The organism is Lactobacillus huangpiensis, assembly GCF_019972815.1.
Lineage (GTDB): Bacteria > Bacillota > Bacilli > Lactobacillales > Lactobacillaceae > Lactobacillus > Lactobacillus huangpiensis.
The window spans coordinates 22,464-36,030 of the sequence record NZ_BPPA01000006.1 but is presented as its reverse complement, the minus strand read 5'-3'; the positions used below and the strand labels follow the sequence as shown (position 1 = coordinate 36,030).

Sequence of the window (13,567 nt, the reverse complement as noted above, 5' to 3'; positions counted from 1 at the left end):
AGATGAGTTTTTGGGGAATTATTGGTTTAGTTTTACTTGCTGTAGTCATTTTGAGTATTATTTACGCCATGTTTCATGTCTTTATTTTGTTATTGCCCGCAGCTTTAGTTATTATTGGCATTATATGGCTGATTAATCATTTTACTAAAAATGATGAAAATAAGAGCGGACACTCAGGGCCTAGTTCCTATAACTGGGACAACTGGAACCAAAATAATGAAGCCAGACCAAAACGTAAAAAAGTACGTGATGCTAAAACTAAAGATGTCGACAAATAAAAAGGGGCAATTTAAAATGACAAATGCGGTCAAATTAAAGAATTTAATTCGTGATAATAAAATTGTCCACGTTGTGCATGGAAAACAATATATTAACGATAAAGAAATTATAGTATCGGATATTTACAGACCAGGGTTGGAATTGACAGGATACTTTGATTTTTATCCGCGCCAGCGTATTCAGTTATTAGGTAGAACAGAAATTTCTTATGCTGCCAGGTTAGATCACGATAGCTTGGTCGATGTTTTTACTAAGCTTTGCACACCTGATACGCCGTGCTTTTTTGTGTCACGTTCTCTGCGTGTACCGCCTGAATTAGTTAAAGCTGCTGATGATGCACAAATTCCAATCCTTTCTTCACCTGAATCAACCACTTATGTTTCTAGTATATTAACGGAATATTTGCGAGAACGTCTGGCCGTTCGCGATACTATTCATGGTGTTCTGATTGAAGTCAAGGGTATGGGTGTCCTTTTAACTGGTGATTCCGGTGTTGGGAAATCTGAAACTGCCTTGGGTTTGATTCATCGTGGTCATCGTTTAATTGCGGATGATCGGGTTGATGTCTATCAAAAAGATGTTGAAACGGTGATGGGCGAAGCACCGGCCATTTTGAAGCATTTAATGGAAATTCGCGGCATTGGCATAATTGATGTCATGGATTTGTTTGGTGTTGGTGCCGTCAAAAACCGTGAAAGTATTCAACTGGTAATTAAGCTTGTTAATTGGGATAATAAGGCAAATTACGATCGTTTAGGCTTTGAAGAGAGCAAACGTGATATTTGCAATGTTGAAGTGCCACAAATTACTATTCCAGTTAAAGTAGGCCGCAACATGGAAGACATTATTGAAATTGCCACAATGAATTTCCGTGCCAAAAGAAGTGGATCCAACGCCACTAAAACTTTTGATAATAACTTAACGAAGTTAATTAAGAAAAACTCTAAAGAAGATTCAGCAAAGGATAAGAATAAATGACATTGACCATTAATCCTGTAGCATTTAAATTAGGAAACTTAAATGTCAAATGGTATGGCGTTATCATGGCAGTAGCGATTATCATAGCCGTATCAATGGCAATTATTGAGGGACGCAAGCGACAAATTGAAAGTGACGACTTCATGGATTTGCTATTATGGGCTGTTCCAATTGGATATGTTGGTGCTCGTATTTATTATGTTATCTTTGAATGGGATTATTATTCCCAGCATCTCGATCAGATAATTGCTATTTGGAATGGCGGCATTGCTATCTACGGTGGTCTGTTAGCTGGTTTGGCAGTTCTTTTGGTATTTTGTTATAAAAGAATGCTGCCCCCATTTTTGATGTTGGATGTTATTACCCCAGGTGTAATGGCGGCTCAGATATTGGGACGCTGGGGTAATTTTATTAACCAGGAAGCCCATGGTGAACCAACAACATTAGCATTTTTACAAAGCTTGCATTTGCCTAATTTTATCATTAGCCAAATGAAAATCGGTGGAATCTACTACCAACCTACTTTCTTGTACGAATCTTTTTTTAATTTAATTGGTTTGTTAATAATATTGTTTTTGAGACATAAAAAGCATTTATTCAAACAAGGTGAAATATTTATGCTTTATTTGGCGTGGTATGCTGTGGTGCGCTTTTTTGTGGAAGGGATGCGGACCGACAGCCTTTATTTAATGGGTTCGATACGCGTTTCACAAATGCTTAGTTTAATACTATTTGCTGTGGTCGTAGGATTATTTATTTATCGCAGAAAAGTAGTTAAACCGAAATGGTATCTTGACGGCAGCGGCTTGAAGTATCCTTATAGTCGAGACTAATAAATTGTTTTAAGTGAAAGAGAGTTAGAAATGACAAAAATTGCAGTTTTAGGAGCAGGTTCATGGGGCACGGTTCTGGGATCGATGCTTGCTGATAAAGGCTATGAAATCGTATTGTACGGTAATAACGCAAAAGTTAATGATGAGGTTAATCGGCATCATACTAATGAACATTACATGAAGAATTGGCAGGTAAATCAGACGGTTACTGCAACGGGTGATTTAAATCAAGCACTAAAGGATGCAGAAATCGTTTTATTTGTTCTGCCTACTCAGGCTATTCGCAGTGTTGCTCAAAATGTAAGCAAGGTGTTACAAAAGACTAATGCTAAGCCACTTATTGTGACAGCGACTAAGGGTATTGAGCCGGGATCTAAAAAATTGATTTCTGAAATATTGACAGAAGAAATCTATCCGGATGATGAGGACAAAATTGTAGCAATCTCAGGACCGAGTCATGCAGAAAGCGTAGCTCAAAAAGATTTAACTGCAATTTCATGTGCCTCAACAAGCAGGGAAAATGCGCAAAAAGTCCAGCAATTGTTCTCAAATGATTATTTCCGCTTATATACTAACAATGACTTAATTGGCGTTGAAGTGGCAGGAGCAGTTAAAAATGTTATTGCTATTGCAGCTGGTATTTTAGTAGGAAAACATTATGGTGATGATGCAAAAGCAGCTTTAATGACTCGTGGCTTAGCTGAAATTACGCGTTTAGGAGTTAATTATTTTGGTGCTGATCCAATGACTTTCAGTGGACTTTCAGGAATAGGTGATTTAATTGTTACCTGTACTTCAGTTAATTCACGTAATTGGCGTTGTGGTAAGCAATTAGGAGAAGGAAAGAGTCTTGATTACATATTGCAGAATATGGGTCAGGTTGTAGAAGGTGCTACAACAGTGAAAGCTGTGCATGAATTATGTCAGGAAAAGCAAATAGATATGCCAATCAGCGAAGCAATTTACCGAGTGTTATACCAAAATTCCAATGTTGACGATGAAATTACCAAGATGATGGGTAGAAGTCCTAAACAGGAAATTAGACTTTAGCGGTCAATTCGTTGTAACATTACTTACGAAAAATAAGAGAGTACTGGGGGTAAAACTATGACACAAAAGTATGACGTAATTATTGTAGGAGCAGGACCGGGTGGATTAACAGCTGCTCTTTATGCTTCTCGTGCAAATTTATCAGTTCTGATGCTTGATCGTGGTTTGTATGGCGGGCAAATGAATAATACCGATGCGATTGATAATTATCCTGGTTTCAGTGAAATAAAAGGACCTGAACTAGGTGAAAAAATGTATAATTCAATCATGAAATTTGGTACAAAATTTGAGTATGGCGATGTTCAAACAGTAACTATAGACGGAGACCAGAAAATCGTAAAAACAGACACTGGTGAATATAGCGCTCCTGCATTAATAATCGCTACCGGAGCTGATCATCGTCATTTAGGAGTTCCGGGTGAAGAAGAATATTCCGGTAAAGGTGTTTCTTATTGTGCAGTCTGTGATGCTGCCTTTTTTAAGGACGAAGACATTGCTGTTATAGGTGGTGGTGATTCAGCTATTGAAGAAGGAATTTATTTGGCACAAAGTGCTAAATCAGTCACGGTTATCCATCGTCGTGATCAATTACGGGCTCAGCCGACTTTACAAAAACGTGCTTTCGCTAATTCCAAAATGCACTTTATTTGGAATGGTTTGACCGAATCTATTGATGGAGATGGCGAAAAGGTTACCGGAGTCACATACAAAGATAAAGAAACAGGAGAAGAAAAGCATTTGCAAACTCGAGGTGTCTTTATTTATGTTGGGGTTATTCCTCAAACAGCTCCATTTAAAGATTTGGGAATAACTGACGAGAAGGGCTGGATACCAACTGATGAACACATGAGAACCAATGTTGATGGCATTTTTGCTTTAGGTGATGTGCGTGCTAAAGATCTACGTCAGATTGCTAATGCAGTTGGTGATGGCAGTATAGCCGGTCAAGAAGCTTATAATTATCTCCAAGACTTAAATGATCGTTAAATATAAAGATTAAAAAAAGAATTCATTTTAAATGAATTCTTTTTTTATTTTTACGGATGATAATAATGATAAATGCTAGAATAGAATCTATGAAACCGAATTTATTGCTAGAAAAAGGGGTACCTTATCTAAATGAAAGCTGAAAAAACATTTCAAGAATGGCAAAATGCACACAACATGGCTGATTACTTGCAAGAACAGTTAACAAAGCTGAGTCAAGATCCTAAATGGATTGCGGATGCATTTGGCCAAGACATTAACTTTGGAACCGCTGGAATGCGGGGCAGACTTGAGCCAGGGACTAATCGTATTAATTTATATACTATAGGTCGAGTGACGGAAGGTTTGGCCCGTCTGATCGATGAAAAAGGTGACAAAGCTCAAAAAAGGGGTGTAGTGATTTCTTTTGATTCTCGCTATCACTCTCGCGAGTTTGCGGAGCATGCAGCTCAAATTTTAGGAGCTCATAATATTCGTGTTTATCTTTTTGATGATCTAAGACCAACTCCTGAGCTTTCATTTGCAGTAAGATATTTACATTCGTATGCAGGAATTAATATCACTGCTTCTCACAATGCCAAGCAATATAATGGTTACAAGGTTTATGGTGCTGATGGTGCCCAAATGGGGCCTGAAGATGCTGAGCGTGTTTTTGAATACTCCCAAAAAGTAACTGATATATTTACTGTCAATACTGCACCAGTAGTTCAACTGCGGGCTCAGGGAATTTTGCGACTAATTGGAGAAGATATTGATGAAGTATATTTAGCAAAACTGAAAACGGTAAATGTTAATACTGAACTTATAAAGCAAAATGCCGATAAGCTAACAATTATTTATACTCCTTTGCATGGTACAGGTAAAATGCTTTATGAACGAGCTTTTAGGCAAAGTGGTTTTAGTAATGTAATACCCGTTACCAGTCAAGCAATCATCGATCCAGAATTTCCCACTACTAAAAAGCCAAATCCAGAATATCGTGATGTCTTTGATCCAGGGATTAAGCTGGCAAATGAAAAAAATGCCGATTTAATCATTGCAACTGACCCTGATGCAGATCGTATGGGTGCTTGTGTGCGAACAAAAAATGGTGACTTTCAAGTTTTAACAGGCAATCAGATTGCTACCTTGATGATTTACTATTTATTGGTTAATTTGAAAAATAATGGTCAACTCATAAGTGACTATGAATTAATTACTTCAATAGTCTCAAGTAGCATGCCGCTTAAAATTGCACAGGATTTTGGTATCAAAACAAAATCAGTTTTGACGGGTTTTAAATTTATTGGCGAAGAAATTGACCGCATGAATAAAATGCATGATGGAAAATTTTTAATGGGATTTGAAGAAAGTTATGGTTACCTTTTTAAACCATTTGCTCGAGATAAGGATGCTATGCAAGGTGCGTTAATGTTTGCTGAAGTAGCCTCTTATTATGCCTCAAGGAATATGACAGTCTTAGATGGTTTGAGTGAAATCTGGCAAAAATATGGCACATCGTATGAAATTACCAAAGCTATAGAAATGCCAGGAATTGGTGGACAAAAGAAAATGGCCGAATTGATGGCAAAATTGCGTTCTGAAAACTTACAAAAAATAAATGGAATCCCGGTCGTTAAAATTCAAGACTTTTTAAAGCAACAGGAATCTAATGAAGATGGCACTAAACCAATGAGAGATTTACCTAAATCAAATGTATTAAAATACTTTTTGGCCGATGAAACTTGGCTGGCTTTGCGGCCCTCAGGTACAGAACCAGTAATTAAAGCTTATGTTGGAGTAAATAAATCAGATATTGCTACTGCAACTGAAGCTGCTGAAAGTTATCAAAAAGCATTAGCAAAACTGTTAAAATAAAACAAAAAGGATGCGAAAATACGTTCGAGAGTGTAAAATATAATAAGTGAAAATGAAAGTTGGGCTGTTTTGTCCAACTTTTTCTACGAGAGGTTTTTCGATGATTAAACGACAAGAAGAACGTAAATTTGATCTGGTTTCAAAATTTAATCCAGCAGGTGATCAGCAACAAGCTATCGACAAATTAGCTACTGGCTTCAAAAAAGGCTATAAGGAACAGATTTTAGAAGGTGCTACTGGTACAGGTAAAACCTTCACAATGGCCAATATTATTGCAAAATTAAATAAACCCACTTTAGTTATTTCTCATAATAAGACTTTAGTTGGCCAATTATATGGCGAATTTAAGGAATTTTTCCCTCATAATGCTGTTGACTATTTTGTTTCATATTATGATTATTACCAACCGGAAGCTTATGTGCCTCAATCCGATACTTATATTGAAAAGGACTCTGCAATTAATGATGAAATTGACCAGTTGCGTCACCAAGCTACCAGCGATTTGATGGAACGTAATGATGTCATTGTCGTTGCTTCTGTTTCGTGCATCTATGGTTTAGGTGATCCTAAAGAATATGCTGCAAGTGTGATTACTGTTCATGAAGGCGAAGAATATAATAGAAATACTCTGTTGCGTGATTTTGTTAATATCCAATATGATCGTAATGATATTGACTTTCAACGTGGTCGTTTTCGCGTTCGTGGAGATGTTGTAGAAGTTTTTCCTGCAGGTAATTCTAATCATGCTTATCGAATTGAATTTTTTGGCGATGAAATTGACAGAATTGTAGAAGTTGATGCCTTAACTGGTGAAGTAATTGGTGAAAGAGAAAGTATATCTCTGTTTCCGGCTACTCACTTTATGACTAATGAAGAACAAATGAGAAGGGCTCTTAAAGCAATTTCACAAGAAATGAAAATACAAGTGAAAAAATTTGAGGGTCAAGGTAAATTGTTAGAAGCCGAACGTATCAAGCAACGTACGACTTTTGACATGGAAATGATGGGCGAAGTCGGTTATACCAATGGTATCGAAAATTATTCTCGCCATATGGAAGGACGTAAAGAGGGAGAGCCACCGTATACTTTGCTGGATTTCTTCCCTGATGACTTTTTGATTTTAATTGATGAGTCTCATGCTACAATGCCGGAAATAAGGGCAATGTATAACGGAGACCGCAATCGTAAAAAGACATTAATCGATTATGGTTTTCGTTTACCGTCTGCTCTTGATAACAGACCTTTGCAACTCGCTGAATTTGAGAAGCACGTTAACCAAATTCTTTATGTTTCGGCAACTCCAGGTGATTATGAATTGCAGAGAACAAATCACAAAGTTGAACAAATTATCAGGCCGACAGGTTTGCTTGACCCTAAGATTGAAGTAAAACCGGTTGAAGGACAGATTGATGATCTTGTTGCCGAAATTAACAAACGAATTGAAAAGAATGAACGTGTTTTTGTTACTACTCTAACCAAAAAAATGGCCGAAGATCTGACGGATTATTTGAAGGATCTGGGCATCAAAGTGCAGTATCTGCATTCAGATGTTAAAACGTTGGAACGTATGCAGATATTACGTGACTTGAGAACCGGTAAATATGACGTTTTAATTGGTATTAACTTGTTGCGTGAAGGTATTGATGTACCGGAAGTCTCGCTGGTTGCAATCCTTGACGCTGATAAAGAGGGATTCTTGCGTTCTTACAGACCTCTCGTTCAGACAATGGGTCGTGCTTCTAGAAATTCTGATGGTGCGGTAATAATGTATGCTGATACGATTACTGATTCAATGCGACAAGCCATTGAAGCAACGCAGAGAAGACGTAAATTACAGATTAAGTTTAATGAAGAACACGGCATGAAACCGAAAACGATTGTTAAACCTATTAGAGATGTGATTTCTGCCACAAAAGTTGCTGATGAAGACGCTCAAACTGACAGTTTTGCCGATTTGAATTTTGATGAATTAACTGCCAAACAAAAGAGAACTATGATTAAAGACTTGCGTAAACAAATGCAGGAGGCTGCTAAGAAACTTGACTTTGAAGGAGCCGCTACTTTACGGGATGCGATCATGGAATTGGAAAGTTCAACTAGAAGTCCAATAAAGAAAAAAGGGAAAGCATTAAATGGTAAATGATAAGATTGTTATTCGGGGAGCCCGTGAACATAATTTAAAAGACATTAACCTGTCAATTCCTAAGGATAAATTGGTCGTTATTACTGGTTTGTCAGGTTCTGGGAAAAGTTCTTTAGCTTTTGATACATTATATGCTGAAGGACGAAGAAGGTATGTTCAGTCATTGTCAAGCTATGCACGGCAATTTTTGGGTCAAATGGACAAACCTGATGTTGATTCGATTGATGGTTTAAATCCTGCGATTTCAATTGATCAGAAAACTACCTCACATAATCCCAGGTCAACTGTTGGCACAGTGACTGAAATCAATGACTATCTACGATTATTATGGGCTCGAGTTGGGCATCCGGTTTGTCCAAATGATGGCACCTTAATTGAGCGTCAGTCAGTCGAGCAGATGGTAAATCGTATTTTAGCTTTACCTGAGCGAAGTCGTATTCAAATTCTGGCACCTGTAATTAGATCTAAAAGAGGTGCTCATAAAGAAGTTTTTAAACGGGTACAACGCGCCGGATATGTGCGTGTCATTGTCGATGGTACTATGCATGAGATTGGTGAAGAATTTGATTTAGAAAAGAATAAACGCCATTCAATTGATATCGTCGTTGATCGTTTAATTGTTAAAGAAGGTATTCGTTCGCGACTTTTTGATTCAGTAGAAGCTGCTTTGCGTTTATCGGATGGTTATATGAATGTTGATGTTATCGGTAGTGATATGATCAATTTTTCAGAGTACTATGCTTGTCCTAAATGTGGTTTTACTGTAGGTGAAATGGAACCGCGTCTATTTTCTTTTAACGCACCATTTGGAGCCTGTCCTGGTTGTGATGGCTTGGGTGTGAAGTTATCAGTCGATGAAGATTTAGTCGTCCCAGATAAAAGTAAAACTTTGGCAGAAGGTGCAATCGCACCATGGAAGAATTCGAAGTACTATGGGGAAATGCTTGAACAAGCTTGTGCAGCGTTAAAAATTCCCCTAGACAAACCTTTTGGTAAATTAACCAAAAAGCAAAGAGAGACGATTCTGCATGGCTCGACTAAGAAAATTAAATTTCATGTAACTGGTGATTTTGGCGTTAATGACACTACTGCACCTTTTGAAGGTGCCATGGAAAATGTTGAAAGACGCTATTACCATCCAATGTCCAAATTCATGCGTGATGTTATGGGAAAATATATGACTGAGCTGACCTGTTCAACCTGTCATGGCAAGCGGTTAAATCGTAAAGCCCTGGCTGTCAAAGTCAATGGCAAAGACATTGCTGAAGCTTCTGATTTGGCAATTAGTCATGCTCTTGAATTTTTCACAAATATCAAACTTGACGAGCAGGAGTCAGTAATTGCAAAACCGATATTAAAAGAAGTGCGCGATCGACTCAATTTTTTGAATAGCGTAGGCTTAGATTACTTGACACTGTCACGTTCTGCTAACACTTTGTCTGGTGGCGAAGCTCAAAGAATTCGACTCGCAACTCAAATTGGTTCTAATCTTTCAGGTGTTATGTATGTTCTCGATGAGCCTTCAATTGGTTTGCACCAACGTGATAATGACAGGTTGATAGCTGCTCTAAAGCGCATGCGTGATTTGGGCAATTCACTTATCGTTGTCGAGCATGATGATGAAACTATGAGACAAGCTGACTACTTGATTGATATGGGGCCAGGTGCTGGTACATACGGCGGTAAAGTCATGGCTGCCGGAACTCCTGAAGAAGTTGAACAAAACAATAAATCCTTAACCGGGCAATATATGGCTGGTAAGAAGTTTGTCCCTGTGCCTTTGAAAAGGCGTAAAGGCAATGGCAAGAAAATCACATTAACAGGTGCGGCAGAAAATAATCTTAAAAACCTCAAGGTTGAGTTTCCCCTTGGCAAATTAATTGTGGTTACCGGAGTTTCCGGATCCGGCAAGTCAACTTTAGTTAATATGATATTAAAGCGTGCCCTGGCACAGAAATTAAATAGAAATCAAACCAAACCTGGCAAATATAAGAGTATTAGCGGATATCAAAATATTGAAAAGATTATTGATATTGACCAAAGCCCAATCGGACGCACTCCACGTAGTAATCCCGCCACATATACCAGCGTCTTTGATGATATTAGAGCGCTGTTTGCTCAGACAAATGAAGCCAAGCTCCGCGGTTATACCAAAGCACGTTTTTCATTTAATGTTAAAGGTGGTCGTTGTGAAGCCTGTCATGGTGACGGTATTATTAAAATAGAGATGAACTTCCTACCAGATGTTTATGTTCCGTGTGAAGTATGTCATGGCAGTCGCTACAATTCTGAAACTTTAGAAGTTACATACCGTAAGAAGAACATTGCACAAGTATTGGATATGACAATCAGTGAGGCTTGTACCTTTTTCAAAAAAATTCCTAAGATTGCTCGTAAATTGCAGACAATCGTGGATGTTGGCTTAGGCTACGTCAAATTGGGTCAGTCTGCTACTACTCTTTCTGGTGGTGAAGCTCAAAGAATGAAGCTGGCAGCTGAACTACAAAAGTTGTCAACGGGAAAGAATTTCTATATTCTTGATGAACCTACAACTGGACTACATACCGATGATATCAAGCGTTTATTGGAAGTATTGCAAAGATTGGTTGATCAAGGAAATACTGTTTTAATAATTGAACACAATTTAGATGTGATTAAAAATGCTGACTGGTTGATTGACCTTGGACCCGAAGGAGGGGAGGCTGGTGGCAAAATTGTTGCTACCGGAACCCCAGAGCAAGTAGCCAAAGTTAAAGAAAGCTACACGGGGCAATATTTAAAACCAGTGCTAAAAAGGGACACAGCATTAACTAAAAAGGCTAGTGAAAAACCAAGTAAATAGTATTAATTATTCACAATAAAGTGTACAATATAGCGCAAGGAGGAATAAAAATGGATAATTTTTCTAGTTACAGAGGAAATCGCGGGTTTAACTGGGCCGCATTTATTTCCGGTATATTAATGATAATTGCTGGACTATTTTTATTGCGCCATCCTGGTAAAGCGCTACATGCATTTGTTTTGCTTTTTGCTATCGTTTCCATTGTCCAAGGTTTTGTTTGGTTAGTATTTTACAGCCGTTTTAGGTATTTTATCCCTTCTAGCTGGTTGTCAATAGTTTCAGGAGTGCTTGATATTATCGTAGGAATTTTATTTCTCTATTCCTATGATGCTGGTGGATTAACTATTGCATATTTATTTGCATTTTGGTTTCTATTTGACTCAATCTCTGGCATTATTTTTTCTTGGAATATGAGAAAGGTTTCTACCTTTTTCTTTTGGATAAACATTATTTTAAACATTTTGGGATTGTTAATAGCAATTAGTTTGATGTTTAATCCGGCATTATCCGCATTAACCTTGATTTGGCTAGTGTCTTTCTGGCTATTGATCTTTGGAATTAACGAAATTATTGCTGCATTTGTTAACAGATAATATATGAAAAAGTTCAAATGAACTTTTTTTTTACCCAAAAAAGTAAGGGCACACCTGGTATGTTATAATTTTAGTAATAGGAGGTCAGCAAAAATGGCTAAGCACAAAAAGCAGCTACTGATTGTTACTGGAATGAGTGGAGCAGGAAAAACCGTAGCTTCTCATGCTTTAGAAGACATGGGCTATTTTGTAGTAGATAATTTGCCTCCAACGCTTTTGCCAAGTTTTTGGGACTTGATCGTGAATTCAGATGGTTTTACCAAAGTGGCTGTGGTAATTGATTTACGTGTTAGACGGTTTTATAAGGATTTGGATAATGAAATCAATTCACTTGAAGATAACGGCAATGTTCAAACAAGGATAGTCTTTTTAGATGCGACAAATAATACTTTAGTAGCACGCTATAAAGAAACAAGGCGTGTACCACCTTTGGCCAATAACGGTCGTTTACTTGATGGTATCCTAGAAGAGAGACGAATTTTAACCGGCATCAAAAGTCGTGCAAATGACATAATTGATACGTCTAATCTAAGTCCAAAAGAATTGAAGCAAGAGATGGCTAATAGATTTAGTGAAAAGCATAAACAGCCCTTTTCAATTGAAGTATTATCTTTTGGCTTTAAATATGGCATGCCGATTGACGCTGATATTGTGATGGATGTCAGATTTTTACCTAATCCATTTTACATTCCAGAATTGCGACCATTTACCGGTCTTGATAAGAGAGTTTTTAATTATGTGATGGAGAAAAAAGAAACTCGCAGCTTTTATCAGAAATTTTTGGATTTATTAAAAGATGCTTTACCAGGATATATCAAAGAAGGTAAAAGCAAGTTAACTATTGCGATTGGTTGTACAGGTGGGCAGCACCGCAGTGTAGCAATCGCACACCAATTAGCAAAAGATTTGGCTGAAGATTACACGGTTGACATCACCCATCGTGAAATTAGTCGTTACGCTAGAAATAGGTGATTATATGACATTTGATGAAAAAGCAATTCGCACTACGAAAAGCAGGAGACCTAAGGTTGTAGTTATTGGTGGCGGTACAGGGCTGCCGGTTGTTTTAAATGCGCTCAAAGAGAAGAATGCTGATATCACAGCGATAGTGACAGTTTCAGATGACGGAGGTTCTTCTGGTTCTATTCGCAATTTTATTAATGTTGTTCCACCTGGTGATATCCGTAATGTTTTAGTTTCGTTAAGTGAAATTTCCCAAGAAGAAAAAGATGTCTTCCAGTATCGCTTTGATTCTTCCGATTCATTTTTCTCTGGCCATGCCATTGGTAATTTGATTATCGCTGCTTTGAATGAAATGCACGGAAATATTTTTGATGCAGTACAGTCTTTATCTACAATGATGAGAGTGGACGGTCATGTTTTTCCAGCCTCTAATGAGCCCTTAACGCTTAATGCAGAATTTGTTGATGGTTCTATTCAAGATGGTGAAAAAGAAATTACTGATAAAGACAAAAGAATTAAACGAGTATGGGTTACAAATACAAATTCCAAGTCTGAACCAGAAGCTGTACCGCCTGTTTTGGAGGCAATAAAAAATGCTGATGCTGTAGTCTTAGGACCTGGAAGTTTGTTTACATCAATCTTGCCTAACCTAATGATTCCTAATTTAGGAGAGGCTGTCAAAAAAACTAATGCAGAGGTAATTTATATATGCAATATTATGACCCAATTAGGTGAGACAGATCATTTTTCAGATTGTGATCATGTAAGAGTAATCAATGCCCATCTTGGTGGACACTACATTAATACGACTTTGGTTAATGGTGCCAAAATAGATATGCCTAAGTTCAATCCTAAAGATTATGACGCCTACCTTGAACCTGTTAAAAATGATTTCAAGGGATTGCGTGAGCAGGGGTGTCGCGTGATTACTGATGATTTTATTGACCAGCATAGTGGCTTGGTTTTTCATGATGGTAAAAAAGTAGCTGAGGAAATCATCAACTTGGCATATGCCGCAATGTCTCGCAGGAAGGAATAACAA

11 protein-coding genes are annotated in these 13,567 nt (G+C 37.7%); all 11 read left to right on the top strand.

Features of this window, described 5'->3' with window-relative positions:
* Nucleotides 1–2: 2 nt before the first annotated feature.
* The 11 genes from LDM90_RS05665 to mgfK all read left to right on the top strand — a co-directional run bounded on the left by LDM90_RS05665 (nt 3) and on the right by mgfK (nt 13,564).
* Nucleotides 3–278 carry a hypothetical protein gene (locus LDM90_RS05665; RefSeq protein ID WP_223896884.1) on the top strand — a complete coding sequence of 92 codons (276 nt, stop codon included), beginning with the start codon at nt 3–5 and terminating at the stop codon, nt 276–278.
* Between the two features lie 16 nt (nt 279–294).
* Complete coding sequence (hprK, locus tag LDM90_RS05660; RefSeq protein ID WP_223896885.1) at nt 295–1,257, top strand: HPr(Ser) kinase/phosphatase; 963 nt, start codon at nt 295–297, stop codon at nt 1,255–1,257.
* Complete coding sequence (gene lgt / locus LDM90_RS05655) at nt 1,254–2,090, top strand: prolipoprotein diacylglyceryl transferase (RefSeq protein ID WP_223896886.1); 837 nt, start codon at nt 1,254–1,256, stop codon at nt 2,088–2,090. The genes hprK and lgt overlap by 4 nt, the downstream gene beginning before the upstream one ends.
* A gap of 30 nt (nt 2,091–2,120) precedes the next feature.
* Nucleotides 2,121–3,140 (top strand): NAD(P)H-dependent glycerol-3-phosphate dehydrogenase, encoded by a 1,020-nt coding sequence (locus LDM90_RS05650; RefSeq protein WP_223896887.1) that lies wholly within the window; start codon nt 2,121–2,123, stop codon nt 3,138–3,140.
* A gap of 57 nt (nt 3,141–3,197) precedes the next feature.
* Nucleotides 3,198–4,127 (top strand): thioredoxin-disulfide reductase, encoded by a 930-nt coding sequence (gene trxB / locus LDM90_RS05645; protein WP_223896888.1) that lies wholly within the window; start codon nt 3,198–3,200, stop codon nt 4,125–4,127.
* 132 nt (nt 4,128–4,259) lie between these two features.
* On the top strand, nt 4,260–5,984 hold the full coding sequence (locus tag LDM90_RS05640; protein WP_223896889.1) for a phospho-sugar mutase: 1,725 nt from the start codon (nt 4,260–4,262) through the stop codon (nt 5,982–5,984).
* 100 nt (nt 5,985–6,084) lie between these two features.
* Nucleotides 6,085–8,127 carry an excinuclease ABC subunit UvrB gene (gene uvrB / locus LDM90_RS05635; RefSeq protein WP_034977480.1) on the top strand — a complete coding sequence of 681 codons (2,043 nt, stop codon included), beginning with the start codon at nt 6,085–6,087 and terminating at the stop codon, nt 8,125–8,127.
* Nucleotides 8,117–10,969, top strand: coding sequence for an excinuclease ABC subunit UvrA (gene uvrA / locus LDM90_RS05630; protein WP_223896890.1), 2,853 nt, complete (start codon nt 8,117–8,119; stop codon nt 10,967–10,969). The genes uvrB and uvrA overlap by 11 nt, the downstream gene beginning before the upstream one ends.
* 29 nt (nt 10,970–10,998) lie before the next feature.
* The gene (locus LDM90_RS05625; RefSeq protein WP_255358030.1) at nt 10,999–11,562 is read left to right on the top strand and encodes an HdeD family acid-resistance protein; all 564 of its coding nucleotides are present in this window, start codon (nt 10,999–11,001) and stop codon (nt 11,560–11,562) included.
* Between the two features lie 93 nt (nt 11,563–11,655).
* Entirely contained in the window at nt 11,656–12,534 is an 879-nt protein-coding gene (rapZ, locus tag LDM90_RS05620; RefSeq protein ID WP_034977488.1) for an RNase adapter RapZ, read from the top strand.
* Nucleotides 12,535–12,538: 4 nt separating this feature from the next.
* Nucleotides 12,539–13,564, top strand: coding sequence for a gluconeogenesis morphogenetic factor MgfK (mgfK, locus tag LDM90_RS05615; protein ID WP_198213385.1), 1,026 nt, complete (start codon nt 12,539–12,541; stop codon nt 13,562–13,564).
* Nucleotides 13,565–13,567 lie beyond the last annotated feature (3 nt).

Excerpts from the sequence above, each read along its gene's own strand:
- uvrA (WP_223896890.1), top strand. The coding sequence starts at position 8,117 with ATGGTAAATGATAAGATTGTTATTCGGGGAGCCCGTGAACATAATTTA.
- LDM90_RS05650 (WP_223896887.1), top strand. The coding sequence starts at position 2,121 with ATGACAAAAATTGCAGTTTTAGGAGCAGGTTCATGGGGCACGGTTCTG.
- LDM90_RS05640 (WP_223896889.1), top strand. The coding sequence starts at position 4,260 with ATGAAAGCTGAAAAAACATTTCAAGAATGGCAAAATGCACACAACATG.
- mgfK (WP_198213385.1), top strand. The coding sequence starts at position 12,539 with ATGACATTTGATGAAAAAGCAATTCGCACTACGAAAAGCAGGAGACCT.
- lgt (WP_223896886.1), top strand. The coding sequence starts at position 1,254 with ATGACATTGACCATTAATCCTGTAGCATTTAAATTAGGAAACTTAAAT.
- trxB (WP_223896888.1), top strand. The coding sequence starts at position 3,198 with ATGACACAAAAGTATGACGTAATTATTGTAGGAGCAGGACCGGGTGGA.
- hprK (WP_223896885.1), top strand. The coding sequence starts at position 295 with ATGACAAATGCGGTCAAATTAAAGAATTTAATTCGTGATAATAAAATT.
- rapZ (WP_034977488.1), top strand. The coding sequence starts at position 11,656 with ATGGCTAAGCACAAAAAGCAGCTACTGATTGTTACTGGAATGAGTGGA.
- LDM90_RS05665 (WP_223896884.1), top strand. The coding sequence starts at position 3 with ATGAGTTTTTGGGGAATTATTGGTTTAGTTTTACTTGCTGTAGTCATT.
- uvrB (WP_034977480.1), top strand. The coding sequence starts at position 6,085 with ATGATTAAACGACAAGAAGAACGTAAATTTGATCTGGTTTCAAAATTT.